This is a genomic window from Variovorax sp. LG9.2 (assembly GCF_035018885.1).
In the GTDB taxonomy this organism is placed as follows: Bacteria; Pseudomonadota; Gammaproteobacteria; order Burkholderiales; family Burkholderiaceae_C; genus Variovorax.
In genome coordinates this window covers 82,460-106,834 of the sequence record NZ_JASJXB010000011.1, presented here as the reverse complement: position 1 = coordinate 106,834, position 24,375 = coordinate 82,460, and the positions used below count along the sequence as shown (strand labels likewise).

Here is a 24,375-nt window from a genome sequence, read left to right as displayed (position 1 = left end):
CGGCGTCATCGACCGTGCGTTGCAGCACAGCGAGAGGCTGACGTGATTCGTCGAATCACCAACTTCGCGTCTTACGAGGCCGATCGGGCTGCCAAGGTGCCCCGCTGGCAGCGCGTGCTGTGGGCGGCGTTGCGCATTGTGCTGCTGGCGCTGGCTGTCAGTTTGGCGGGGCTCTTTCTGTTCCCGACCAAGCCGGCCCATGCTGAAGTTCAAAACCATGAGCTGACCACCCTCACGTTCGGCCCGATCACCGCACTTACGCTGTAAATAAAAATGAGCAAATCCTTACGTCTTTCGGAAAAATGGTTTCGCCGCGGCCTCTGGGTGGTGTCGGTGGTGTTCGCCGGATTCTTGATCGGCCTCGGCAGCACGCTGGTCGGCGATTTGCCGCAGGTCGAACGCGTGCGCCAGATGGACGACTTCATCGACCATGCTGCGGCCGATCCGCTGCGCGCCACCGTCCAGACTTCGGAGGCAGCAGAACATAAGGCATCGCAAGAGCTTGAACAGGCCGAGTTGCAGCTCAACGTCGCGCAGCAAGCCAGCCGGAATGCGCGCGAGACTTTCGGTAATTGGATCGCGACTCGGCGCGCCACCGCGCAGCCGGATCAGGACAGCGAGTTGATCGCACGCACCAAGGCGCTCGATGCTTTGAAGGCCGCCGAAGACAAAGCCGAGGTTCGCTTGAGCGCGCAGCAGCAGATCGCGCTCGACGCGCGGCAGGCACAGGAGCGTGCGCAGGAACAACTCGGGGTACTCGAGCACGATGCCAACATCAAGCTCGAAGCCGAATACCGGCGCATCGAATTGCGCGTGTTCGGCTATCGGCTGGCGCTGACCTTGCCACTCCTCGCGGTTGCCGGCTGGCTCTTCGTGAAAAAGCGCAAGAGCACCTACTGGCCGTTTGTCTGGGGCTTCATCTACTTCGCGTTATTCGCATTTTTCGTCGAGCTGGTGCCTTACCTGCCGAGCTACGGCGGTTACGTGCGCTACATCGTAGGCATCGTCATCACGGTGCTGGTGGGGCGCTACGCGATCGTCGGCCTCAACCGTTACCTCGCTAAACAAAAGCTGGCCGAGCAGCAGCCCGATCAAGTCCGGCGCGAGGAGCTGAGCTACGACGTGGCGCTCGCGCGGCTCGCCAAAAGCGTGTGTCCCGGTTGCGAGCGCCCAGTCGACTTGAAGAGCACCGACATCGACTTTTGCCCGCATTGCGGCATTGGCCTGTACGACCACTGCGGGCATTGCGCCGCGCGCAAGAGTGCCTTCTCGAAGTTCTGCCATGCCTGCGGTACATCGGCTGCGGCGTCGGCTACCACTTCGGCTGTGACCCAGCCGGCCGACTCTAGGGCGGCCGGTCCGCTGACAGGTCCGGTGCCGGCGCTGTAACAGGGTCGTCGCAGGCCCGTGATACAACGCGCTGCTGCTTCGCGGTCACCGAAAGGTGCGGCGACGGCAGGTTCGGGGAGGGCCCGATTCAACCACTATCCTTCACCTTCGACGGAGCAAAAACATGAGCATTTTCGGCAGCATTTTTTCCAAGATTTTCCCTTCGGCCCATGCCGCTGACGCCACGGCCACCGCTGCTAATCCGACGCCAGCACCTGCGCCTTCCGATGCACCGGCCGCGGCTGCACCACCACCGGCCATTCCGCTGGGCGACGTGGCCGCTGTGCTCGACGCCATGCCGGGCGCCAAAAACCTGAACTGGCGCACTTCGATCGTCGACTTGATGAAGCTGCTCGGCCTCGACAGCAGTCTGGACGAGCGCAAGAAGCTGGCCGCTGAACTGAGCTATGGCGAAGACACCAGCGACAGCGCCAAGATGAACATCTGGCTGCATCGCCAGGTCATGACCAAGCTGGCGGCCAACGGCGGCACGGTGCCGGCTGAACTGCGCGACTGACCTGCGCGCTCATCCGCGCTCCGGCTTATGCCGGATACGGACGATAAGGAGCCCGGCTTGCCGGGCTTCTTGCTTGGTGCATGGTCGGCAAGATCAGGTCCAGCCTGCGTCCACCACATAGTCCTGTGCCGTGCACATCTTCGAGTCGTCAGCAGCCAGAAAGAGCGCCATGCTGGCGATGTCTTCAGCCATGACGCGGCCCGGCAGGCACTGCGCCGCATCGATCTCGGCCGCTGACTCGGGCTTGACCCACAAACGCAGTTGCCGCTCCGTCATCACCCAGCCCGGCACGATCGAATTGACGCGGATGTTCTGCTTGCCCAGATCGCGCGCCAGGGACCGTGTGAGCCCGCGCGCCGCCGCCTTGCATGCCTGGTACACCGGATAGCCGGCGCCCTTGATCATCCAGCTGATCGAGCCGAAGTTGATGATCGATCCGCCGCCGAGCGAGCGCATGTCTCCGGCCACGGCTTGCGCCGCGAAGAACTGGTGCTTGATGTTGACCGCGACCAGCCGGTCGAAGTCTTCGCTGGTGACATCGGCCATATCGTGGCGCCGGTCGTTCGCCGCGTTGTTGACCAGCGCGCCGATCGGGCCGAAGTGTTTGCGTACGGTGTCGATGGCGCCGTGCAGCGCAGCCACATCGGTGACGTCGCAGGTCAAGAAGAGGGCCGCATTGGGCCCTTTCAGTCGTGCAGCCAATGCGGCGCCGGCAACGGCGTCCAAGTCGCAAAAGCCGACTCGCGCGCCCTGCGCATGGAATGCGCTGACCAGCGCTTCGCCGATGCCGGTCGCACCCCCGGAGATAAACACGACGCGGCGTTCGAGCGACGGGTACCGCGCCGAAAGCGAAGCGGAAGGCGAGGTCGAGGGCGGGGGAGTCGAAGGCACGATGGACGATGTCATGCTGCAATTTTCGTCGACCGTGTTCACGCCCGATACCCGTGTGAACGAGAATGCCGCGATCGAGGCGATTCGCCCGCAGGACCTGCATGAACCCAGTCGAAGTCCCGGACCAGACAGCCGATGCTCTGGTGCATCTCGAAGCCGGCGCGCTGCGTATGACGCTGGCGCCATCGGTCGGCGGCGCCATCGCTGCCTTCTGGAGCGAACGCGACGGTGCGCGCACTGACTGGCTCCGGCCGGCGACGCCAGCAGCACTGGCTCAGCGCAACCCGTCTGGCATGGCGAGTTATCCGCTGTTGCCTTGGTGCAATCGCATCCGCGATGGCCATGCCCGCTTCGGCGTCCGCGAGATCGACGTGCCACCCGGACATCCCGCCTCGCCTTCAGGTCGTCATCCACTGCATGGCCTCGGGTGGCTGCGGCCCTGGACGGTCGACGAGGCGACGCCGGCGCGCGCAAAGCTTTCATTGCAGGTGGATGCCTGCGCTGCGTGGCCCTGGCGTTTCGAGGCATCGCAGGTTTTCGAGCTCGATGCGACTGGCCTGGTTGTGACGATTGCGCTGACCAACCGTGATGACGTGGCGATGCCGGCCGGCATCGGCCACCATCCTTACTTTCCGCACCACCCGGGCACGCGCCTGCAGACCGTGACGGACGCCATGTGGCGTGGCGATGCCGAGGTGATGCCCGTCGCGCTCGAAGCGACACCCGAGGTGGCGATGCTGCGCGATGGCGTCGGCCTCGATGCGCTCGACCTCGACAACAACTTTGCCGGCTGGCAGCACAGCGCACGCATCGAGTGGCCCGGCAGCGGGCACGCCATCGTCATGGCGGCCGAGTCGCCGCTGGATTTCTTCGTGCTGTATTGCCCGCGCGGCGCCGACCACTTTTGCGCCGAGCCGGTAAGCCAATGCACCGACGCCATCAACCTGTCGGACCGCTACCCGGTCGAGACTTTGGGCGGCACGGTGCTGGCGCCGGGCGCATCGTTGACGGGTCGTTGGACGTTGCGTCCCGAAAACTAGATCCCGCGTGCGCGGTCGGCCTTGAAACGTGCGCGCAAGTCGGCAAAGCGCCCCACGTCGAGCGCCTCGCGGATCTCTCGCATCAGGTTCAGGTAATAGTGCAGGTTGTGGATGGTGCAAAGCATCGGCCCGAGCATCTCGGCACAGCGGTCGAGGTGGTGCATGTAAGCGCGGCTGAAGCCATCGCGCCCGCCATCGTCCCAACTCACGCCTGATGTGCCTGCGCAGGCGTGGCAAGTGCAGCTCGGATCGAGTGGCTGCGGGTCGGTTTTGTGGCGCGCGTTGCGCAGCTTCAAGTCGCCATAGCGCGTGAAGATGGTGCCGTTGCGCGCATTGCGCGTGGGCATCACGCAGTCGAACATGTCGACGCCATCGGCAACGCCCTGCACCAGGTCTTCCGGCGTGCCGACGCCCATCAGGTAGCGCGGCTTGTCCGTGGGCAGCCGGTGCGGCGTGTGCCCCATGATGTGCAGCATCTCTTCCTTTGGCTCGCCAACACTCACCCCGCCGATGGCATAGCCGGGAAAGTCCATGTCGACCAGCGCGGCCAGCGACTCTTCGCGCAGGTTCCCGAACATGCCGCCCTGCACGATGCCGAACAGCGCGTTGGGGTTGTCGAGTCGCTCGAACTCGGTCTTGCAGCGCGCTGCCCAGCGCAGGCTGAGCGCCATCGACGTGCGCGCTTCGGCCTCGGTCGTGATGTGGCCTGCCGTGTCGTACGGCGTGCACTCGTCGAACTGCATCGCGATATCGCTGTTCAGGATGGTCTGGATCTGCATCGAGACTTCGGGCGTCAAGAAGAGCTTGTCGCCGTTCACGGGCGATGCGAACTTGACGCCTTCTTCGCTGATCTTGCGCATGGCGCCGAGCGACCACACCTGGAAACCGCCCGAGTCGGTGAGAAGCGGCTTGTTCCACTTCTCGAACTGATGCAGTCCGCCGAAGCTCGCCATCACGTCGAGTCCCGGCCGCATCCACAGATGGAAGGTGTTGCCCAGGATGATCTGTGCGCCCATCTCTTCCAGGCTGCGCGGCATCACGCCCTTGACGGTGCCGTATGTCCCGACGGGCATGAATATCGGCGTTTGCACGACACCGTGGTTGAGGGTGAGCGTGCCGCGTCGCGCGTGGCTTGCCGGGTCGGTCGCGAGCAGGTCGAACTTCAGGCGGGGCAGGGTGGACGTGTCGGTCATTTTTTTGGGGAGGGCAGCAACATGAGGATGGTGCGATTGAGGTCTTCGACCACCAGCAGGCGGCCCTGGCGGTCGACGGCAATACCGGTGGGCTTGCCCATTGGGCGCACGCCGGGCTTGGGGTCCCAGCCCGAGAGCCAGTCGATCGGCTTGCCTGAAGGCAGTCCCTGCGCGTTGAGCTTGTAGCCGACCACGCGGTGACCCGGCGGTTGGTGGCCGCGCCATGCGACCAGAACCTGGCCGGCGAAGCGGCTGCCAGTGGGGCCGACCATCATCTGCAGTGGCGCGACGTGCGCTGGCCAAAGCATGAGCGGAGCTTCGGTCGTCTTGCAGTCGTACCGGTCCTCGTAGCCACGCGCGGGCTGGCGATTGCCGACGCAGTAAGGCCAGCCGTAATCGCGGCCGGCCTGCAGGCGGTTGAGTTCTTCGGGCGGCTGACCGACCTCTTCATAGTCGATGGAGTTCTCGCCTTGCAGCACCGTGCCCTTGGCCGGCCCGTCGGCCATGACGGTCAGCGCGACCGAATTGCGCAGGCCTGTCGCAAACGGTTTGAAGCTCTGCAGCTTGTAGCCCGGTGCCGCGAAGATGGCTTCGTAGACCGCAGCGCGCGGCTGCGGTCCGGCGAGATCCGGGCAAGGCAGGGGGAACTGCTTCGACGTGTCACGGCAGTTGTCGGAGTCGGAGCCGACGTTGATGAAGAGATGGCCGTCGGGCGCGAAGGCCAGTTCCTTGAGCGGATGCGTGCCGTCGCCGGGCAGGTTGTCGATCAGCGGCTCGCGTTGCAGCGCGCCGCCGGGCGCAGGGATCGGCGTACGCCAGATCGCGTTCGATTCGCCGATGTAGGCCTTGCCGTCCGGTCCGATGACGAGTCCCAATGGGCGATCGAGCTGCTCAGCCAGTACGGTGAACCGCGCCCGCCGCGGGGCCGGCCCATCGGTCGGCAGCGTCATCTCGAGCAGTCGGCCGCGGCGCGGCTCCCACGAACCCATGTCGACCACCCAGTAACGGCCCGGTGCCACTTCCAGAATGCGGCGCGGTGCGCGCAGGCCCTGCGCCTCATCGGCCAGCAGCGCGACGCAGGTGCCGGTGGGACTCGTGATGTCGAGCCGTGCGTAGTCGCCGCACATGCCTTGCGGTGTGTAGCCGCGTGCTTGACCGGCGGCAGGCGCCAGCCCGGCCAAAGCCAGCGCGGCAAACGATGCAAAGCGGGTGAAGGTCATGACGGTGCGCGCGCCAGAAGCATGGCGTCGCCGTAGCTGAAGAATCGATAGTGCTGGGCGATGGCGTGCGCGTACAGCGCCATCACGTGTTCGTAGCCGGCGAAGGCGCTCACCAGCATCATCAAGGTGCTCTTCGGCAAATGGAAGTTGGTGACCAGTACATCGACATGCTGGAAGGCGAAACCGGGCGTGATGAAGATGCGCGTGTCGCCCGATGCCTCGCCGGTCTTGGCCCACGATTCGAGTGTCCGCACTGTGGTCGTGCCGACGGCGACGACTCGGCCGCCGCGTGCCTTGCAGGCGGCAATGGCGCGCTGCGTGGCTTCGGGCACTTCATAGCGCTCGGCGTGCATCGTGTGCTCTGCGATGTTCTCCGTCTTGACCGGCTGGAAGGTGCCGGCGCCGACGTGCAGCGTGACGCTCGCGCGCTCGATGCCGCGGGCCGCGAGTTCCGCGAGCAGGGCTTCGTCGAAGTGCAACGCGGCCGTCGGCGCAGCGACCGCGCCAGGCACGCGCGCGAACACGGTCTGGTAGCGGCTTTCGTCGTCGGCCGAGTCGGTGTGCGTGATGTAGGGCGGCAAGGGCACGTGACCGCAGCGACTCATGAGCGCGTACGGGTCTTCGTTGGCGTCACTGCCGAAAGCAAAACGGAACAGCGCGCCTTGCTCGTCGGGCCAACGTCCGAGCAGCGTCGCGCTGAAGCCGCCGACCATCTGGAGCGTGGTGCCGACTGGTGGCTTCTTGCTGACCTTCATGTGCGCGACGACCTCGTTGCCGGTCAGCACGCGCTCGACCAGCAGTTCGAGCTTGCCGCCGGTCGGTTTCTCGCCGAATAGGCGGGCCTTGACGACGCGCGTGTCGTTGAAGACCAGCAGGTCGCCCGCGCGCAGCAGCGAAGGCAGGTCCTTGAAGATGCGATCGACTGCTGTGCCCGATGTGCCCGCGGTGCTATCGAGCAGGCGGGACGAGGTGCGTTCGACGGCCGGGTGTTGTGCCACCAGTTCAGGGGGCAGATCGAAGTCGAAATCGGAGAGCGTGAAGTTGCGCATGCGCTTGAGGGCTGGACAGGCCCGTTCCAAGGTGGCGGCGAGTGTGCCGAGGAAAAATCAGGACGGATTGTCCCACCCCCGATTCAACGCCACTGGTTCCCAAACTCAAATCTTGTTCAGGCGGCAGAATCGATCGGATGATCTCTTCACCCGACTTCGCGGCGCCGGTTCGTTTCGGCACAGGTCCCGCCCATGTGCTGGTCACCGGCGGGACCGGGTTCATCGGTCGACTGCTGATCGAGGCGCTGCAGGCCGACGGGCACTCGGTCAGCGTCTGGACGCGCGATGCGGCGGCGGCCACGGAGCTCTTCGGCACGGGCGTGCGCTGCGTCCGGCGGCTCGAAGAAATCCCGCCCGTGCCGGCCGTCGATGTGATCGTCAACCTGGCGGGCGCGCCCGTCATCGGCCCGCGCTGGACCACACACCGTCGAGCCGAGTTGCTGGCCAGTCGTGAAGGGCTGACGCAAAAGCTGGTCGAGTGGATCGGCACGCGGGCGGTCAAGCCTTGGCTGATGCTGTCGGGATCGGCCATCGGCTATTACGGGGTGCAGTCACAAGACGACACTGCCGAGCTGACCGAGTCGAGCCCTTCGCAAAACATCTTCATGTCGCTTTTGTGCCAGCGCTGGGAGGCCGCAGCGCACACGGCGGCACGCTATGGCGTGCGCGTGGCGTGTCTGCGGTTCGGTCTGGTCCTGGGTCATGGCGGGGCGCTGCCCAAACTGCTTGCGCCGATCCGGCTCGGCGCCGGTGGACGGTTGGGAACAGGGCGGCAATGCACGTCGTGGATTCACGTGCATGACATTGTTCGCGGCATGGCGCACGTGTGGCGCGTCGCGGCGCAGCCCGATGCCCCGCTGGCACCGCAGGCCTATAACTTCACTGCGCCGGGTCACCTCTCGCAAGAGGCGTTCGCGCGTACCGCGGCGCAGGTTCTGCATCGGCCCTGCTGGCTGCCGACCCCAGCCTGGCCGGTCCGGCTGGCGCTGGGCGAGCAGGCGGACGTGCTGCTCGAAGGGCAGCGCGTGGTGCCGGCGAACCTCGAGAGAACCGGCTTCCGCTTTCGCTTCCCGGATGCGCTGAGCGCGTTGCAGGATCTTTGCTGACCGTGCCCAAGGCGTCGCTCCGGAAGAACAAGTCAGCGCCGGCGACGGCGGGTATGGCGGTCGCGACCCCCGCGGCTACAGCCGGACCACCCGCGCCACCTGGCGCCGGGCTCAGCCTCGTCCAGCGCGCACTGCGCAAGCTCGGCCTCGTACGCGACATCGACTTCGCGCTCTACCTGCCGATGCGCTACGAAGACGAGACCCGCATCGTGCGGCTGGCCGACACGCGCGAAGGCGACCTGGCGCAGGTCGAAGGCGTGGTGACCGAAAGCGAAGTCGCGTTTCGTCCGCGCCGCCAGCTGCACGTGAACATCGACGACGGCAGCGACACCTGCCAGCTGCGCTTCTTCAACTTCTATCCATCACAGCAAAAGCAGCTGGAGGTCGGCGCGCGGGTTCGGGTGCGCGGCGAAATGCGCGGCGGGTTCCTCGGCCGCACCATGATGCACCCGACCGTCAAGGCGGCCGGCACGGCGTTGCCCGAGGCGCTGACGCCCGTGTACTCGACCGTCGCCGGGCTCGCGCAACCGGTGCTGCGGCGCGAGGTGAGATCGGGCCTCGCGCGTGTTGCGCTAGACGAGACCGTGCCGGAGTCCGTCGGGATTTCGATCGATGCGCAAGAGGTGTGGGACTTGCGCCGCGCGCTGTCGTTTCTGCACTACCCGACGCCCGACGTGGCGATGGCAACGCTGGAAGATCGAAGTCATCCGGCCTGGCAGCGCATCAAGGCCGAAGAGTTGTTGGCACAACAGCTGTCGCAGTTGCAGGCACGGCGCGAGCGGGCCGCGCAGCAGGCGCCGCCGTTGCGGTCGATGACGTCCGCCACGTCGTTGCATGCGCAGTTGATGGTGGTGCTGCCGTTCGGCCTGACTGGCGCGCAAGAGCGTGTCGGCGATGAGATCACGCGCGACCTGGAGCGAGCGATTCCGATGCACCGGTTGCTGCAGGGCGATGTCGGCTCCGGCAAGACGGTGGTGGCCGCACTCGCCGCCGCACGCTGTATCGACGCCGGCTTTCAATGCGCGCTGATGGCGCCGACCGAGATCCTGGCGTCGCAGCACTTCGGCAAGTTGGTGGGCTGGCTCGATCCCTTGCTGGCGGAGCGCGGTTTGCGCGTGGCGTGGCTGACCGGCAGCCAGAAGAAGAAGGAGCGCGACGTCATGTCGGCAGCGGTGGAAAGCGGCGAGGCGGCGCTGGTCATCGGTACGCACGCCGTTATCTCGGAGAAGGTGCGCTTCAGGCGACTGGCGCTGGCCATCATCGACGAGCAGCATCGCTTCGGCGTGGCGCAACGGCTGGCGCTGCGCGGCAAGGCCGTCGGGCACCTCGAACCCCACTTGCTGATGATGAGCGCCACGCCGATTCCGCGCACGCTTGCGATGAGTTACTTTGCCGATCTCGATGTGTCCACGCTCGATGAGCTGCCGCCGGGCCGCACGCCCATCGTCACCAAGCTGGTGGCGGACCACCGCCGCGACGAAGTCGTCGCGCGCATTCAGGCGCAGCTTTCGCAAGGGCGGCAGGTCTACTGGGTCTGTCCGTTGATCGAAGAAAGCGAAGCAGTCGATTTGCGCAATGCGACAGAAACGCGCGACGAGTTGGCAGACGTGCTGGGTCAGCCGGTCCATGTAGGTCTGCTGCATTCGCGCATGTCGACGCCAGACAAGCAGGCGGTGATGGCTGCCTTCACCGCCAATCAGATCCAGGTGCTCGTCAGTACGACGGTGATCGAAGTCGGCGTTGATGTGCCGAATGCGTCGCTGATGGTGATCGAGCACGCGGAGCGCTTTGGGCTGTCGCAGTTGCACCAGTTGCGCGGGCGGGTCGGTCGCGGCACAGCGGCATCGGCCTGCGTTTTGCTCTACGCGCCGAACGAAGGCGGCCGCGTCGGCGAGGCGGCGCGCGCGCGCTTGAAGGCAATGGCGGAAACCGGCGACGGCTTCGAGATCGCACGTCGCGACCTCGAGATCCGCGGACCCGGCGAGTTTCTCGGGGCGAAGCAATCAGGCGCGCCCCTGCTTCGCTTTGCCGATCTCGAAACAGACGCGTTGCTGCTCGATTGGGCGCGAGATCTCGCTCCTCGTATGCTGGATCGACACCCTGAGCTAGCGCAGAAGCACGTGGACCGCTGGCTCGGCACCAAAGCCGAATATCTCAAAGCATGAGGTCGGTAGCCTACGGGGCGACTGCGCATAATTGCCGGAAGCTATGACCCTTACCGAACTCAAATACATCGTCGCAGTGGCGCGCGAACGCCACTTCGGCAAGGCCGCCGAATCCTGTTACGTCTCTCAGCCCACGCTGTCGGTCGCCATCAAGAAGCTCGAGGACGAACTCGAAGTGAAGCTGTTCGAGCGCAGCGCTGGCGAGGTCACGGTCACACCGCTGGGCGAGCAGATCGTGCAGCAGGCGCAGAGCGTGCTCGATCAGGCCGCCAGCATCAAGGAGATTGCCAAGCGAGGCAAAGACCCGCTGGCCGGCGCATTGAACCTCGGCGTGATCTACACGATCGGCCCTTACCTGTTGCCCGACCTGGTGCGCCAAGTAATCGCCCGCACGCCGCAAATGCCGCTGATGCTGCAAGAAAACTTCACCGTGAAGCTGCTCGAAATGTTGCGCGCCGGCGAGATCGATTGCGCCATCATGGCCGAGCCTTTTCCGGACAACGGCCTGGCGATGGCCGCGCTGTACGACGAGCCCTTCATGGCCGCACTGCCGATCAACCACAAGCTAGCGGGGAAGGATTCGATCACTTCCGACGAACTGCGCAACGAGACGATGCTGCTGCTCGGAACTGGCCATTGCTTTCGCGATCACGTGCTGGAAGTCTGCCCCGAGTTCGCGCGCTTTTCGAGCAATGCCGAAGGCATCCGCAAGAGCTTCGAAGGCTCGTCTCTGGAAACCATCAAGCACATGGTGGCTTCCGGTATGGGCGTCACGCTGGTGCCGCGGTTGTCTGTGCCAGCAGAGGCGCTCAAGCCCAGGGGCAAGGGCAAGAAAGACAACGAGCAGATGGTGCGCTACCTTCCGGTCGTCGATGGCGAAGGCCGCGAGCCGCCGACGCGCCGCGTGGTGCTGGCATGGCGCCGCAGCTTCACACGCTACGAGGCGATCGCGGCGCTGCGCAATGCGATCTATGCGTGCGAGCTTCCGGGTGTGAAGCGGCTGTCTTGAAGGCACAGACCATCGCTGCCATAGCGACGTGCTGTTGCGGTACGAGCGCTCCGCTCACAGAATCTTAATTTAGAACTCACATCGAAAAGAGATCACTTCGTCATGACCAAAGATCTGAAAAAAGCGAAATCGTCCAACTCCGTGTCTGCGTCCGGCAAGGTGCCCAAGAAGGGCGGAACGGTGGTGTCGACGGAGTCGGGCAGTCGCAACGCGCCGATCATCAACATCGGGATCGAACGGCAAGACCGCGCGGACATAGCCGAGGGTTTGAGCCGCGTGCTGGCAGACACCTACACGCTCTATCTCACGACGCACAATTTCCATTGGAACGTGACCGGCCCGCACTTCAACTCACTGCACGCGATGTTCATGGGTCAGTACACCGAACTTTGGAATTCTACTGACGTGATTGCAGAACGCATCCGCGCACTCGGCCACTACGCGCCGGGCTCGTATGCCGAGTTCAGCAAGATCGCCACCGTGCCCGACGTGCCGCAACATCCGCCGAAGGCGATGGAGATGGTGCGCATTCTGGTCAAGGGCCACGAAACCGTCTCGCGCATTGCGCGCGAGTTCATTCCGGTGGCCGAAGAAGCCGGCGACGACCCGACCGCCGACATGCTGACCGCGCGCTGCACCGTGCACGACCAGACGGCGTGGATGCTGCGTTCGCTGCTTGAAGACTGAGGCGATGGCCTGTTCGAGAAACGCCACGGAACGGGCTTTGCCGGGCCGCTGGCGTTGCCCCCTCGTGCGGGGAAGCGGCTACATGAAGTGAGCAAGCTAAGTGGGCGGCATGTCTACCTTGATCTGATTCGCTGGAATCGGCCTGCAGGTTGGTTGCTGCTGCTCTGGCCCACGCTGGGTGCGCTTTGGTTCGCTGCCGATGGTTGGCCGGGGTGGCACTTGTTGATCGTGTTCGTGCTCGGCACTTTTCTGATGCGCAGCGCGGGCTGCTGCATCAACGACGTGGCCGATCGTGATTTCGATCGCCATGTGAAGCGAACCGCACAGAGGCCGGTGACGAGCGGCGCGGTGTCGGTGAGAGAAGCATTGACGCTGGGAGCAGTGCTGGCGCTGCTTGCTTTTGCTTTGGTGCTCACAACCAATCGGCTGACCGTTCTCTGGTCATTCGCGGCGCTCGCCATCACGCTCGCGTATCCCTTTGCCAAGCGCTTCGTCTCGATCCCGCAGGCGGTTCTCGGCATAGCTTTCAGCTTCGGCATCCCGATGGCGTTCGCGGCAGTGCAGTCGGCAGTGCCGCCCTTCGTCGTGTTGCTGCTCGTGGGCAATCTGTTCTGGGTGCTGGCCTACGACACCGAATACGCGATGGTCGACCGCGACGACGACATGAAGATCGGCATGAAGACCTCTGCCATCACCTTTGGGCGCTTCGATGTTGCTGCGGTCGTGGCGAGCTATGCGGCTTTTCTGTTGCTGTGGACCATTGCGGGCGCGAGCCGCGGGCTGGGCCTGGTCTTCTTCATCGCTATTGTTCTGGCTGCCGCGCAAGCCGTTTGGCACTGGCGATTGGTTCGCACGCGCACGCGCGAAGGCTGCTTCAAGGCGTTTCGCCTGAACCATTGGCTCGGCTTCACTGTGTTCGCAGGGGTCGTTGCCTGCTACGCCCTGCGCTGAGCGCGCTTCGCTCGAAAGGCTGGCTTCGGCCGGCAATCAGCCTTTGCCGAATTCTTCACCCAACTCTGCCGCGCGTTTTTGCGCCGCAAGAATGGCGGTCTTGAACTGGGCTTTTACGTCAGCGGCTTCAAGCGACGCAATGGCAGCGTAAGTCGTTCCACCCTTCGACGTCACCCGCTGTCGCAACACCGACGGCGCCTCCGTTGCGCTCTTGGCCAACGCCGATGCGCCGGTGAAGGTGCCGATGGCTAGGCGCTGCGCCTGGTCGGCAGGCAATCCCATCTCGATGCCCGCCTCTGTCATTGCTTCGATGAAATAGAAGACGTAGGCCGGGCCCGAGCCGGACATCGCCGTCACGGCGTCGAGATCGCTTTCAGCGTCGACCCAGAGCAGTTCGCCGGTCGGTGCCAGCAGCTGTGCGACCAGCGCGCGGTCTTCGCTGCTCGTTGCCGGTCGGGCGAAGAGGCCGGTCATGCCCTGGCCGACGAGCGCTGGCGTGTTGGGCATGGCGCGCACGATGCGCTCGCTGCCCAGCCAGCGCGCGATGCTGTCCGAGGTAATGCCCGCCGCGACGCTGAGGTGAAGCGCATCGGGTGCGAAGGCGCGCACCGGTTTCGCCGCGTCCGCAAAGGTTTGCGGCTTGACGGCCCACACGACGACGGCGCAGCGCGCGAGCGCAGGGTCCGCTTCAGTCAGAGCTGCGATGCCAAACTCATTTGCAAGCCGCGTTCGGGCCTCGTCGAATGGCTCGACCACCTCGAAAGTGCCGGCCACCGTGCCTTGGCGAATCAAGCCACCGATGATGGCGCTCGCCATGTTGCCGCCACCGATGAAGGCGATCGGCGGGAGTGGTGTGGCGGCGTTGCGGGGCAGGAAGGTGACGGCGATGGTCATGTGGTCATGGGTCGGTCGATGAATTCGAATGCGGCGAATTGGGTAATTTGCAGCGGATTGAAATTGTCGTCGCTGACGACCACCAGCGTGCGGTGCCCGTTGGCCAGCGGCGGGCCCCAGCACATGCCCTCACTGTTGTCGAGGCGCGAAAGGCCTAGCGTCGCAAAGTCGGCGACGAGCGTCTTGTTCGCTGGGCGATGGTTGGATGGCGTCAAAGTATCGAGCGCCAGCACGTCGCTGGCGGTGCTCGGGTCGATCTCGTAGAGACGCAATGAATTGCCGACGCCGACCGCGTACGCCCTCTCCAGAACCAGCATGCGATGTGCATCGATCATCAGCACCTCGCTGACGCCGTTGTCCGCGAAGCCACCCGGAACGGTAGGGCGTTGCGGGATGGCGTCAGGGATGTAGGCGATCTGTCGCGTTGCGCGGCCCGAAGCGAGATCGATCTGCGTGAAGCGGCAGGGCCCACCGGGGGCTTCGAGTGTTGGCACGGGCCCGTCTTCTATCAGAGCGTTTTCCATCGCCAGCCAGGCGTGGCCGCCGTCCGGCGTCAGGGCAAGGCCTTCGAACCCGAGGTTGTCGCGTGGTCCGCATCGCATGGAAGCATCGGCCTTGAACATCGAAGGCAACGTGAACTCGCGCAGGAAGCGGCCATCGCGTGTCGATTCATAAAGCGCCGGGCCGAAGCCGCGCGCCACGTCGCCTTCGCTCGACCAAAGAATCGTGCCTGTCGCAGGACGCAACCTCAGGGACTCCGGATCCGGAACGGGCGTGCCCTCGACGGCCTTGGCGCGCCCTGGCCACGGCCCGCTGCCCGGACGCTGCAGGAAAAGGACGGAAACTGGTTCGGGCGGCGCGGTGGCTGGATCACGCCATCGCGCCGTATAGAACCGAACGGGCGCGAGATCCGATCGGTCATCACTCAATAGCAGGTACTCACTGTTCGCGGCGTCGAAGTCGATTCCTGAGAGGCCGCCCGAGGGCGTGCCCGCTATTTGGATCCGGTGCGGCCAACGGGCTTCAGCGAGCAGGCGCAAGCGGACGGGTGAAAGCGGACGGGCGGTCCACTGGACGCTCGACGAACCGTTACAGCCAGTCAACCCGAAGACGATTGGGGTTGCCGAGAGCAGCATGGCAAGCAGGCGGCGACGCGTCATCGCCGTCGGGATGGCTTTGTGCGGGTCGTTGTGTTGCTTGGTATGCACAGACGCCAGTCTAGTTTCTGGCTTCCTTCGGCCAAGCTCAGTTGACGCACCGTCGAACGCGTGGCACAATCGCGGGCTTCGCTCTAAACGAGTGAAGCTTCTGCCCAGCGGAAGTGCCTCGAGTGGTTCGGGGTGCGGACGACGGGCCCAAGACTGACTGCAGTGAATCCGCCTTCGGGTTCGCATCGGTACAAGTTGGGAACTATTCGAAATGATCCAAGCTGAATCCAGGCTCGAAGTAGCCGACAACACAGGGGCGAAATCCGTCCTGTGTATCAAGGTGCTGGGTGGCTCCAAGCGACGTTACGCCAGTGTGGGCGACGTTATCAAGGTCAGCATCAAGGAAGCCGCTCCGCGTGGTCGCGTCAAAAAAGGCGAGATCTACAGCGCGGTCGTGGTTCGCACTGCCAAGGGCATCCGGCGCGCCGATGGTTCCCTCGTCAAATTCGACAGCAACGCAGCCGTGTTGCTCAACGCAAAGCTGGAGCCGATCGGCACCCGCATCTTCGGACCGGTGACGCGCGAGTTGCGCACCGAAAAGTTCATGAAGATCGTGTCGCTGGCTCCTGAAGTTCTGTAAGGACAACAACGCCATGAACAAGATTCGCAAAGGCGACCAGGTTATCGTGTTGGCCGGTCGTGACAAGGGTAAGCGCGGTGTCGTTTCGTTGCGCAAGGACGACTCGCATCTGATCGTCGACGGCATCAACACCGTCAAGAAGCACACCAAACCGAACCCGCTCAAGGGTACGACCGGTGGCATCGTCGAAAAGACTATGCCTATCCACCAATCCAACGTGGCGATCTTCAATGCCGCGACCGGCAAGGCCGATCGTGTGGGCATCAAGATCGCGGACGGCAAGCGCTTTCGCGTCTTCAAGTCCAGTGGCGACGAAATCAAGATCGCCTAAGGGGTACTCACATGGCACGTCTCCAAAAACACTTCCGCGAAAAAGTCTCCAAAGACTTGATCGAAAAGTTCGGCTACAAGTCGCCGATGCAGGTACCGCGCATCACCAAGATCACGCTCAACATGGGCGTGGGTGAAGCGGTTGCCGATAAGAAGGTTCTCGACAACGCTGTCGCTGATCTGACGAAGATCGCGGGCCAGAAGCCAGTCGTTACCAAGTCGAAGAAGGCCATCGCCGGATTCAAGATTCGAGAAATGCAGCCGATCGGTTGCATGGTCACGCTGCGCGGTGTGCAGATGTATGAGTTCCTGGACCGTTTCGTGACCGTGGCGCTGCCGCGTGTCCGCGACTTCCGCGGCATTTCCGGCCGTGCTTTCGACGGTCGTGGCAACTACAACATCGGCGTCAAAGAGCAGATCATTTTTCCTGAGATCGAATACGACAAGGTCGATGCCTTGCGCGGTCTCAACATCAGCATCACGACAACGGCCAAGACCGACGAAGAAGCCAAGGCGCTTCTCGCTGGTTTCCGTTTCCCGTTCAAGAACTGAGGCGAACCGTGGCTAAACAATCTTTGATCCAGCGCGAACTCAAGCGCGACAACTTGGTCGCCAAGTACGCTGCGAAGCACGCGGAATTCAAGGCAATCGCAAACGATGCCAAGAAGAGCGACGAAGAGCGCGCCGCAGCCCGTCTGGGTCTGCAGAAGCTCCCGCGCAATGCGAACCCTACGCGTCAACGCAATCGTTGCGCCATCACCGGTCGTCCTCGCGGCACGTTCCGTCAATTCGGTCTGGCTCGCGCCAAGATCCGTGAACTGGCTTTCGCTGGCGACATCCCCGGTGTCACCAAGGCCAGCTGGTAAGCCCGGCAGGAGCAAACAACATGAGCATGAGTGATCCCATTGCCGACCTGCTGACGCGTATCCGTAACGCGCAGATGGTGGCGAAGCCCAATGTGTCGATTCCGTCTTCCAAAGTGAAGGTCGCGATCGCACAGGTGCTGAAAGACGAAGGCTATATCGATGGTTTCGAGGTCAAGACCGAGTCGGGTAAGTCCGAACTGGTCATCACCTTGAAGTATTACGCTGGTCGCCCGGTCATCGAGCGCATCGAGCGTGTGAGCCGTCCCGGCCTGCGCGTCTACAAGGGCAGCGCTGCCATTCCACAAGTCCAGAACGGCCTCGGCGTTGCCATCGTCACGACCCCCCAGGGCGTGATGACCGACCGCAAGGCGCGCGCTACCGGTGTCGGTGGCGAAGTCCTGTGCTACGTCGCCTAACCGAGACATCGAGGAGTCACTGAAAATGTCCCGCGTAGGAAAAATGCCGGTCACCATCCCCGCAGGTGTGGATGTGTCGATCAAGGAAGACCAGATCAGCGTCAAAGGCTCGGGCGGAACGCTCAGCCTGCATCGCAATGTGTTGGTCAAAGTCGTCAGCAATGACGGCAAGCTCAATTTCGAACCCGCCAACGATTCGCGTGAAGCGAATGCGATGAGCGGCACGTTGCGTCAGCTGGTCAACAACATGGTTGTCGGCGTCACCAAGGGCTTCGAAAAGAAGCTCAATTTGGTCGGTGTCGGCTACAAGGCCGCTGCAGCCAATAACAAGTTGAATCTGCAAGTCGGTTATTCGCACCCGGTCAATATCGACATGCCCCAAGGCATTACGGTAACCACTGCGACTCCGACTGAAATCGTGATCAAGGGTGCCGATCGCCAACGCGTCGGCCAGATCGCCGCCGAGATCCGCGCTGTTCGTCCGCCTGAGCCTTACAAGGGCAAGGGCATCCGGTATTCGGACGAGAAGATCGTGATCAAAGAGACCAAGAAGAAATAAGGGGCAGCAAAATGATGTTGACCAAAAAAGCACAGCGTCTGCGCCGCTCGCGCCAGACCCGCATTCGTATCGCGACCCAGGGCGTTGCCCGTCTCACGGTGAACCGCACCAACCTGCACATCTACGCCACGGTCATTTCCGACGACGGCTCCAAGGTGATCGCGACTGCATCGACGGCCGAAGCCGAAGTTCGCACGTCGTTAGGCGGCGCAGGCAAGGGCGGCAACGCCGCTGCCGCGACCGCGGTTGGCAAGCGCATCGCGGAGAAAGCGAAAGCGGCCGGCGTTGACAAGGTCGCTTTCGACCGTGCAGGTTTTGCGTACCACGGCCGCGTCAAGGCGCTGGCTGAAGCGGCACGCGAAGCCGGCCTGCAGTTCTAAGCGCAAGCAGCGAGTTCAAGGAATTCAAGATGGCAAAGATTCAAGCACGCACCCAGAACGAAGGACCGGAAGACGGTCTGCGCGAGAAGATGATCGCGATCAACCGCGTCACCAAAGTGGTGAAGGGTGGTCGGATCCTCGGTTTCGCAGCACTCACCGTGGTCGGTGATGGCGACGGCAAGGTCGGCATGGGCAAGGGCAAGTCGAAGGAAGTGCCGGCTGCAGTTCAAAAGGCTATGGAAGAAGCGCGTCGCAATCTATTCAAGATTTCGATCAAGAACGGCACATTGCATCATCGCGTGACCGGTCACCATGGCGCCGCATCGGTTGTCATGATTCCGGCCCCAAAGGGCACCGGCATCATCGCTGGCGGCCCGATGCGCGCTGTGTTCGAAGTCCTGGGCATCACCGATATTGTGGCCAAGAGCCACGGGTCGTCAAACCCCTACAACATGGTTCGCGCCACGCTCGACGGTCTGAAGAACTCGACCACGGCATCGCAAGTCGCTGCCAAGCGCGGCCTGACCGTCGAAGAAATCTTCGCGTAAGCGAAGGGATACCAGAAGACTCCCATGACGACGCAACAAACAACCCTCAAGGTGACCTTGGTAAAGAGCCCGATCGGCACCAAGGAATCGCATCGCGCTACCGTGCGTGGCCTCGGCCTGCGCAAGATCAACAGCGTGAGTGAGCTGCAAGATACGCCCGCAGTGCGCGGCATGATCAACAAGATCAGTTATCTGGTCAAGGTTCTGTAAGAGAGACTGATATGGAACTCAATGGCATCAAGCCGGCCGCCGGCGCCAAGCACGCAAAGCGTCGCGTTGGTCGCGGTATCGGCTCCGGTATCGGCAAGACCGCAGGTCGCGGTCACAAAGGTCAAAAGTCACGCGCAGGCGGCTTCCACAAGGTTGGTTTCGAAGGCGGTCAAATGCCTTTGCAACGGCGCTTGCCTAAGCGCGGCTTCAAGTCGCATCTGCTGAAGTACAACGCTGAAGTCACGCTGACTGCCCTCGAGCAGCTCGGCTTGGCCGACGTCGACATGCTGGCGCTCAAGCAAGCAGGTCTGGTCAGTCAGATGATCAAGGTCGTCAAGATCATCAAGACCGGCGAACTTACCAAGGCTATCAAGCTGACGGGCGTGGGCGCTACTGCTGGCGCCAAGGCTGCAATCGAAGCTGCCGGCGGCAGCGTCGCCTGATTTCCTCTTCGGACTGAAAGAACCTCTTCGTGGCAACTAACGCGGCAACGCTCGCAAAAACAGGCAAGTTCGGCGACCTCCGTCGTCGGCTCGTCTTTTTGCTGCTCGCCCTCGTGGTCTATCGCGTCGGTGCGCACATTCCTGTTCCGGGCATCAATCCGGATCAGTTGGCGCAGTTGTTTCAAGGTCAGCAGGGTGGCATCCTGAGCCTGTTCAACATGTTCTCGGGCGGTGCGTTGTCTCGCTTCACCGTGTTCGCCCTGGGGATCATGCCGTACATTTCGGCGTCGATCATCATGCAGTTGATGACATATGTGCTCCCCACCTTCGAGCAAATGAAGAAGGAAGGCGAATCGGGACGTCGCAAGATCACTCAATACACGCGTTATGGCGCGCTTGGTCTCGCAATGTTCCAGTCTTTCAGCATTGCGGTTGCGCTGGAATCGTCTGCGGGCCTGGTCATCGCACCTGGTTTCGGTTTCCGCATCACTGCGATGGTGAGTCTCACGGCAGGTTCGATGTTCCTGATGTGGCTCGGCGAGCAGATCACCGAGCGTGGTCTGGGCAACGGCATTTCGATCCTGATCTTTGCTGGCATTGCGGCGGGTTTGCCGAACGCGGTCGGGGGCTTGCTTGAACTGGTTCGTACCGGCGCCATGAACGTGATCGTTGCTTTGTTCATCGTCGCCGTTGTGGCGGGTGTTACTTACTTCGTGGTGTTCGTGGAGCGTGGTCAGCGCAAGATCCTTGTGAACTACGCTCGCCGACAGGTTGGAAACAAGGTCTACGGCGGCCAATCGTCCCACTTGCCGCTCAAACTGAATATGGCCGGCGTGATCCCGCCGATCTTTGCTTCGTCAATCATTCTGCTTCCGGCAACAGTAGTCGGTTGGTTGAGCACCGGTGAAGGTGGTTTCCGTTGGATCAAGGATGTGGCTGGCGCGCTGCGTCCGGGTGAGCCGATCTACGTGCTGCTGTATGCCGCTGCAATCGTGTTCTTCTGTTTCTTCTACACAGCCTTGGTGTTCAACAGCCGCGAGACGGCCGACAACCTCAAGAAAAGCGGCGCCTTCATTCCTGGCATCCGCCCGGGTGATCAAACGGCCCGCTATATCGACAAGATTCTGGTTCGCCTGACGTTGGCCGGCGCGGTGTACATCACCTTCGTTTGCCTGCTGCCCGAGTTCCTGATTCTGAAATACAACGTGCCGTTTTATTTCGGTGGGACCTCTCTGTTGATCATCGTGGTCGTCACGATGGACTTCATGGCCCAGGTACAGAACTACATGATGTCTCAGCAGTATGAATCGCTGCTCAAGAAGGCGAACTTCAAGACGTCGTAGCGCTGGGTTTCAGTATTGAGTTCGGGCGTTAGAGCGCCAGGTTTAAAGTTTTAGGAGAATCAAATGAGAGTTTCGGCTTCGGTCAAACCCATCTGCCGTAATTGCAAGGTCATCCGCCGTAAAGGCGTGGTGCGTGTGATTTGTACCGACCCGCGCCACAAGCAGCGTCAGGGTTGATCCAAGAGTATTAGAGGACGCACATGGCACGTATTGCTGGCATTAACATTCCACCGCACAAGCACGCTGAAATCGGCCTGACCGCCATTTTTGGTATCGGTCGCACGCGCGCCCGTCAAATCTGCGAAGCGAGCGGTATCGAATATTCGAAGAAGATCAAAGATCTGACCGACGGCGATCTCGAAAAGATCCGCGATCAGATTGCGCTCTTCACCATCGAAGGCGATCTGCGCCGCGAGACCACGATGAACATCAAGCGATTGATGGACATCGGTTGCTATCGTGGCTTCCGCCATCGTCGCGGCCTGCCGATGCGCGGCCAGCGCACGCGCACCAATGCCCGTACCCGCAAGGGTCCGCGCAAGGCCGCGCAGTCCCTGAAGAAATAAGGATAGACCAGCATGGCTAAAGCTCCTGCAAACAACGCCGCACAGCGCGTTCGCAAGAAGGTTCGCAAGAACGTCGCGGACGGTATCGCTCACGTGCATGCCTCGTTCAACAACACCATCATCACGATCACCGATCGCCAGGGCAACGCCCTGTCGTGGGCTTCGTCGGGTGGCCAAGGCTTCAAGGGCTCGCGCAAATCGACACCGTTCGCCGCGCAGGTCGCGTCCGAAGTGGCGGGCCGTGCTGCTGTCGAACAAGGTATCAAGAACCTCGACGTCGAGATCAAGGGCCCTGGTCCCGGTCGCGAATCGTCGGTGCGCGCTTTGGCTGCGCTGGGCATCCGGATTAATTCCATTGCCGATGTGACGCCAGTTCCGCACAACGGCTGCCGCCCTCAAAAGCGTCGCCGGATCTGATCGCTTTGCGGTCAGGCGTTGAGGCACTCCAGCTTCATCGCCCGGCGCAGTCTGCCTCGCGGCGGCTGCGCATTTTGTTTTTATCAAGCCCACCGCCATCGGCACGCCGCTGATGGCTCCCGCAGTTCAAAGCTGCGGCAGATGACACAAAGGAAATCACGTGGCACGCTACCTCGGCCCCAAGGCCAAACTTTCCCGCCGTGAAGGCACTGACCTGTTCCTGAAGAGCGCTCGCCGTTCGATTCAAGACAAGGCCAAGTTCGATTCCAAGCCGGGCCAGCACGGCCGCACTTCGGGTCAGCGCACCTCGGACTTCGGTCTGCAACTGCGTGAGAAGCAGAAGGTCAAGCGCATGTACGGCGTGCTCGAAAAGCAGTTTCGCCGCTACTTCGAAGAAGCCGATCGCCGCCGCGGCAACACGGGTGCCAATCTTCTGTTCTTGCTGGAATGCCGGCTGGATAACGTTGTCTACCGCATGGGGTTTGGCTCGACCCGCGCTGAAGCACGCCAACTCGTGTCGCACAAGGCGATCACGGTGAATGGCCAGTCGGTCAACATCCCGTCGTACCTGGTCAAGACCGGCGACGTGATTGCTGTGCGAGACAAGTCGAAGAAGCAGACCCGGATTGCCGAAGCGTTGCAGTTGGCTCAGCAAGTCGGCATGCCGGCTTGGGTCGAGGTCAACGCCGACAAGGGCGAAGGCACCTTCAAGAAGGTCCCTGACCGCGACGAATTCGCAGCCGACATCAACGAATCGCTGATCGTCGAACTGTATTCGCGTTAAACGGACGATAACGAGGCTGCTGCGCCGCCTCGTCCTTGTGATTTTTTTGTTCCCTCCGCGCTGCACCGCGACAGGGCACTTCACCAGCCTTACCGGTGTAACGAACCGGGGGTATTGAGAGGAAGTCTGCATGCAAACCACCCTGCTGAAACCCAAAACCATCCAGGTCGAGCAACTTGCGCCAAACAAGGCCAAGGTTACTCTCGAACCTTTCGAGCGGGGCTACGGCCACACGCTCGGCAATGCGCTGCGCCGCGTTCTGTTGTCGTCCATGGTCGGCTATTCGGCCACCGAAGTGACGATCGCTGGCGTGTTGCATGAGTACTCGTCGATCGATGGCGTCCAGGAAGATGTGGTCAACATCCTTCTGAACCTCAAGGGTGTGGTGTTCAAGCTCCACAACCGCGACGAAGTCACGTTGAGTCTGCGCAAGGACGGCGAAGGCCCGGTGTTGGCTTCTGACATTCAGACGCCGCACGACGTTGAAATCATCAACCCGGATCACGTGATCGCGCACCTGTCGCAAGGTGGCAAGCTCGACATGCAGATCAAGGTCGAAAAGGGCCGCGGTTACGTTCCGGGAACGATGCGCCGCTATGCGGATGAGCCGACGAAGTCGATTGGCCGCATCGTGCTCGACGCATCGTTCTCGCCGGTCAAACGCGTGAGCTACACCGTCGAAAGCGCTCGTGTAGAACAGCGCACCGATCTTGACAAGCTGCTTGTCGAGATCGAAACGAACGGCGCGATCACCGCTGAAGACGCAGTGCGCGCTTCTGCGAAGATCCTGGTCGAACAACTCGCAGTGTTCGCACAGCTCGAAGGTGGCGAACTTGCCGCTTTCGACACCCCAGCGCCGCGCAGTGCACAGCAGTTCGATCCGATCCTGCTGCGTCCGGTCGACGAACTCGAGCTCACAGTGCGTTCGGCGAACTGCCTGAAGGCCGAGAACATCTACTACATCGGTGACCTGATTCAGCGTACCGAAAACGAGTTGCTCAAGACCCCGAATCTGGGTCGCAAGTCGCTCAACGAGATCAAGGAAGTCCTCGCTTCGCGCGGCCTGACCTTGGGTATGAAGCTCGAAAGCTGGCCGCCGGCCGGCCTCGACAAGCGTTAATTTTCAGCGAGCCTTCAAAAAGCTCAGTGCACGGGCAGTACCTGATACGGCTGTCTTTTTAATAAAGTAAAGGAAAGCACCATGCGCCACGGTCACGGCCTCCGCAAACTCAATCGCACCAGCTCGCATCGTCTTGCGATGCTGCAAAACATGATGAACTCGCTCATCGAGCACGAGGTCATCAAGACCACGCTGCCTAAGGCGAAAGAACTGCGTCGCGTCATCGAGCCGATGATCACGCTGGCCAAGAAGCCGACGCTTGCGAACAAGCGCCTTGCGTTCGACCGTCTTCGCGATCGCAACAGCGTCGTCAAGCTGTTCGCCGACCTTGGCCCGCGCTACAACACGCGTCCTGGTGGCTACACGCGTATCCTGAAAATGGGTTTCCGCGTCGGCGACAACGCACCGATGGCGCTGGTCGAGTTGGTCGATCGCCCAGAGATCAAAGAAGATGCGTCTGCCGAGCAGAACGCCGCTGAATAAGCTATAATTCC

General features: G+C 62.4%; 32 protein-coding genes. 26 read left to right on the top strand and 6 right to left on the bottom strand.

The annotated features are described in order from the left end of the window. Positions 1-42: 42 nt before the first annotated feature. The 3 genes from QN413_RS13700 to QN413_RS13690 all read left to right on the top strand — a co-directional run bounded on the left by QN413_RS13700 (position 43) and on the right by QN413_RS13690 (position 1,906). Positions 43-267 carry a hypothetical protein gene (locus QN413_RS13700; RefSeq protein ID WP_323497146.1) on the top strand — a complete coding sequence of 75 codons (225 nt, stop codon included), beginning with the start codon at positions 43-45 and terminating at the stop codon, positions 265-267. Between the two features lie 6 nt (positions 268-273). Then, positions 274-1,389, top strand: coding sequence for a serine endopeptidase (locus tag QN413_RS13695; RefSeq protein ID WP_323497145.1), 1,116 nt, complete (start codon positions 274-276; stop codon positions 1,387-1,389). Positions 1,390-1,513: 124 nt separating this feature from the next. Beyond that, complete coding sequence (locus QN413_RS13690) at positions 1,514-1,906, top strand: DUF3597 domain-containing protein (RefSeq protein ID WP_323497144.1); 393 nt, start codon at positions 1,514-1,516, stop codon at positions 1,904-1,906. A gap of 93 nt (positions 1,907-1,999) precedes the next feature. Here the strand turns inward: QN413_RS13690 and QN413_RS13685 are convergent, their stop codons facing one another. Beyond that, positions 2,000-2,812, bottom strand: coding sequence for an SDR family oxidoreductase (locus QN413_RS13685; RefSeq protein ID WP_323497143.1), 813 nt, complete (start codon positions 2,810-2,812; stop codon positions 2,000-2,002). Positions 2,813-2,898: 86 nt separating this feature from the next. Here QN413_RS13685 and QN413_RS13680 point away from each other — a divergent pair, with 86 nt between their 5' ends. Continuing rightward, positions 2,899-3,837, top strand: a complete 939-nt coding sequence (locus QN413_RS13680; RefSeq protein ID WP_323497142.1) for an aldose 1-epimerase — start codon at positions 2,899-2,901, stop codon at positions 3,835-3,837. Here QN413_RS13680 and tgt read toward each other — a convergent pair. The 3 genes from tgt to queA are packed head-to-tail and all read right to left on the bottom strand — an operon-like array spanning position 3,834 to position 7,299. After that, a complete protein-coding gene (gene tgt / locus QN413_RS13675; protein WP_323497141.1) occupies positions 3,834-5,030 on the bottom strand; it encodes a tRNA guanosine(34) transglycosylase Tgt in 1,197 nt (398 codons plus the stop codon). The genes QN413_RS13680 and tgt overlap by 4 nt on opposite strands. Next, positions 5,027-6,250, bottom strand: coding sequence for a PQQ-dependent sugar dehydrogenase (locus QN413_RS13670; RefSeq protein WP_323497140.1), 1,224 nt, complete (start codon positions 6,248-6,250; stop codon positions 5,027-5,029). Before QN413_RS13670 ends, tgt begins: the two co-directional genes overlap by 4 nt. Continuing rightward, the gene (gene queA, locus QN413_RS13665; protein ID WP_323497139.1) at positions 6,247-7,299 is read right to left on the bottom strand and encodes a tRNA preQ1(34) S-adenosylmethionine ribosyltransferase-isomerase QueA; all 1,053 of its coding nucleotides are present in this window, start codon (positions 7,297-7,299) and stop codon (positions 6,247-6,249) included. The genes QN413_RS13670 and queA overlap by 4 nt, the downstream gene beginning before the upstream one ends. 137 nt (positions 7,300-7,436) lie before the next feature. Between queA and QN413_RS13660 the strand changes: the two genes are divergently transcribed. From QN413_RS13660 to ubiA, 5 genes are all read left to right on the top strand, one after another. Further along, on the top strand, positions 7,437-8,405 hold the full coding sequence (locus tag QN413_RS13660) for a TIGR01777 family oxidoreductase (protein WP_323497138.1): 969 nt from the start codon (positions 7,437-7,439) through the stop codon (positions 8,403-8,405). A 53-nt stretch (positions 8,406-8,458) separates the two neighbouring features. Beyond that, positions 8,459-10,570, top strand: coding sequence for an ATP-dependent DNA helicase RecG (recG, locus tag QN413_RS13655; protein WP_323497137.1), 2,112 nt, complete (start codon positions 8,459-8,461; stop codon positions 10,568-10,570). 43 nt (positions 10,571-10,613) lie between these two features. Beyond that, positions 10,614-11,579 carry a LysR substrate-binding domain-containing protein gene (locus QN413_RS13650; protein ID WP_323497136.1) on the top strand — a complete coding sequence of 322 codons (966 nt, stop codon included), beginning with the start codon at positions 10,614-10,616 and terminating at the stop codon, positions 11,577-11,579. Positions 11,580-11,681: 102 nt separating this feature from the next. Further along, positions 11,682-12,266, top strand: coding sequence for a DNA starvation/stationary phase protection protein (locus QN413_RS13645; RefSeq protein ID WP_323497135.1), 585 nt, complete (start codon positions 11,682-11,684; stop codon positions 12,264-12,266). An 87-nt stretch (positions 12,267-12,353) separates the two neighbouring features. Then, the gene (ubiA, locus tag QN413_RS13640; protein WP_323497134.1) at positions 12,354-13,217 is read left to right on the top strand and encodes a 4-hydroxybenzoate octaprenyltransferase; all 864 of its coding nucleotides are present in this window, start codon (positions 12,354-12,356) and stop codon (positions 13,215-13,217) included. Positions 13,218-13,253: 36 nt separating this feature from the next. Here the strand turns inward: ubiA and proC are convergent, their stop codons facing one another. Both proC and QN413_RS13630 read right to left on the bottom strand, forming a co-directional pair. Next, positions 13,254-14,111, bottom strand: coding sequence for a pyrroline-5-carboxylate reductase (gene proC / locus QN413_RS13635; protein WP_323497133.1), 858 nt, complete (start codon positions 14,109-14,111; stop codon positions 13,254-13,256). Then, a complete protein-coding gene (locus tag QN413_RS13630; protein WP_323497132.1) occupies positions 14,108-15,319 on the bottom strand; it encodes an esterase-like activity of phytase family protein in 1,212 nt (403 codons plus the stop codon). Before QN413_RS13630 ends, proC begins: the two co-directional genes overlap by 4 nt. A 211-nt stretch (positions 15,320-15,530) precedes the next feature. Here QN413_RS13630 and rplN point away from each other — a divergent pair, with 211 nt between their 5' ends. The 17 genes from rplN to rplQ all read left to right on the top strand — a co-directional run bounded on the left by rplN (position 15,531) and on the right by rplQ (position 24,364). Next, entirely contained in the window at positions 15,531-15,899 is a 369-nt protein-coding gene (rplN, locus tag QN413_RS13625) for a 50S ribosomal protein L14 (RefSeq protein WP_187054103.1), read from the top strand. A 13-nt stretch (positions 15,900-15,912) separates the two neighbouring features. Beyond that, positions 15,913-16,230, top strand: coding sequence for a 50S ribosomal protein L24 (gene rplX / locus QN413_RS13620; protein ID WP_187054104.1), 318 nt, complete (start codon positions 15,913-15,915; stop codon positions 16,228-16,230). Between the two features lie 11 nt (positions 16,231-16,241). Next, positions 16,242-16,781, top strand: a complete 540-nt coding sequence (gene rplE, locus QN413_RS13615; RefSeq protein WP_187054105.1) for a 50S ribosomal protein L5 — start codon at positions 16,242-16,244, stop codon at positions 16,779-16,781. An 8-nt stretch (positions 16,782-16,789) separates the two neighbouring features. Then, entirely contained in the window at positions 16,790-17,095 is a 306-nt protein-coding gene (gene rpsN, locus QN413_RS13610; RefSeq protein ID WP_068630277.1) for a 30S ribosomal protein S14, read from the top strand. Between the two features lie 20 nt (positions 17,096-17,115). Next, positions 17,116-17,511: a 30S ribosomal protein S8 gene (gene rpsH / locus QN413_RS13605; protein WP_187054106.1), complete on the top strand. Its 396-nt coding sequence runs from the start codon at positions 17,116-17,118 to the stop codon at positions 17,509-17,511. 25 nt (positions 17,512-17,536) lie between these two features. Next, a complete protein-coding gene (rplF, locus tag QN413_RS13600; RefSeq protein ID WP_323497207.1) occupies positions 17,537-18,070 on the top strand; it encodes a 50S ribosomal protein L6 in 534 nt (177 codons plus the stop codon). 14 nt (positions 18,071-18,084) lie between these two features. Next, complete coding sequence (gene rplR, locus QN413_RS13595) at positions 18,085-18,450, top strand: 50S ribosomal protein L18 (protein WP_187054852.1); 366 nt, start codon at positions 18,085-18,087, stop codon at positions 18,448-18,450. A gap of 29 nt (positions 18,451-18,479) precedes the next feature. After that, complete coding sequence (gene rpsE / locus QN413_RS13590; protein WP_187054107.1) at positions 18,480-18,998, top strand: 30S ribosomal protein S5; 519 nt, start codon at positions 18,480-18,482, stop codon at positions 18,996-18,998. 24 nt (positions 18,999-19,022) lie between these two features. Continuing rightward, the gene (rpmD, locus tag QN413_RS13585; protein WP_187054108.1) at positions 19,023-19,208 is read left to right on the top strand and encodes a 50S ribosomal protein L30; all 186 of its coding nucleotides are present in this window, start codon (positions 19,023-19,025) and stop codon (positions 19,206-19,208) included. An 11-nt stretch (positions 19,209-19,219) separates the two neighbouring features. Then, complete coding sequence (rplO, locus tag QN413_RS13580; protein ID WP_323497131.1) at positions 19,220-19,651, top strand: 50S ribosomal protein L15; 432 nt, start codon at positions 19,220-19,222, stop codon at positions 19,649-19,651. 29 nt (positions 19,652-19,680) lie between these two features. Beyond that, entirely contained in the window at positions 19,681-20,994 is a 1,314-nt protein-coding gene (gene secY / locus QN413_RS13575; RefSeq protein WP_187054110.1) for a preprotein translocase subunit SecY, read from the top strand. Between the two features lie 63 nt (positions 20,995-21,057). Further along, complete coding sequence (gene rpmJ, locus QN413_RS13570) at positions 21,058-21,171, top strand: 50S ribosomal protein L36 (protein WP_017760906.1); 114 nt, start codon at positions 21,058-21,060, stop codon at positions 21,169-21,171. A gap of 23 nt (positions 21,172-21,194) precedes the next feature. Further along, positions 21,195-21,560: a 30S ribosomal protein S13 gene (gene rpsM, locus QN413_RS13565; RefSeq protein ID WP_093243005.1), complete on the top strand. Its 366-nt coding sequence runs from the start codon at positions 21,195-21,197 to the stop codon at positions 21,558-21,560. A 12-nt stretch (positions 21,561-21,572) separates the two neighbouring features. Beyond that, positions 21,573-21,977, top strand: coding sequence for a 30S ribosomal protein S11 (rpsK, locus tag QN413_RS13560; protein ID WP_009124825.1), 405 nt, complete (start codon positions 21,573-21,575; stop codon positions 21,975-21,977). 160 nt (positions 21,978-22,137) lie between these two features. Then, positions 22,138-22,761 (top strand): 30S ribosomal protein S4, encoded by a 624-nt coding sequence (rpsD, locus tag QN413_RS13555; protein WP_187054111.1) that lies wholly within the window; start codon positions 22,138-22,140, stop codon positions 22,759-22,761. A 130-nt stretch (positions 22,762-22,891) separates the two neighbouring features. Next, entirely contained in the window at positions 22,892-23,881 is a 990-nt protein-coding gene (locus QN413_RS13550) for a DNA-directed RNA polymerase subunit alpha (RefSeq protein WP_187054112.1), read from the top strand. An 81-nt stretch (positions 23,882-23,962) separates the two neighbouring features. Next, complete coding sequence (gene rplQ, locus QN413_RS13545) at positions 23,963-24,364, top strand: 50S ribosomal protein L17 (RefSeq protein ID WP_187054113.1); 402 nt, start codon at positions 23,963-23,965, stop codon at positions 24,362-24,364. The last annotated feature ends 11 nt before the right edge of the window (positions 24,365-24,375 follow it).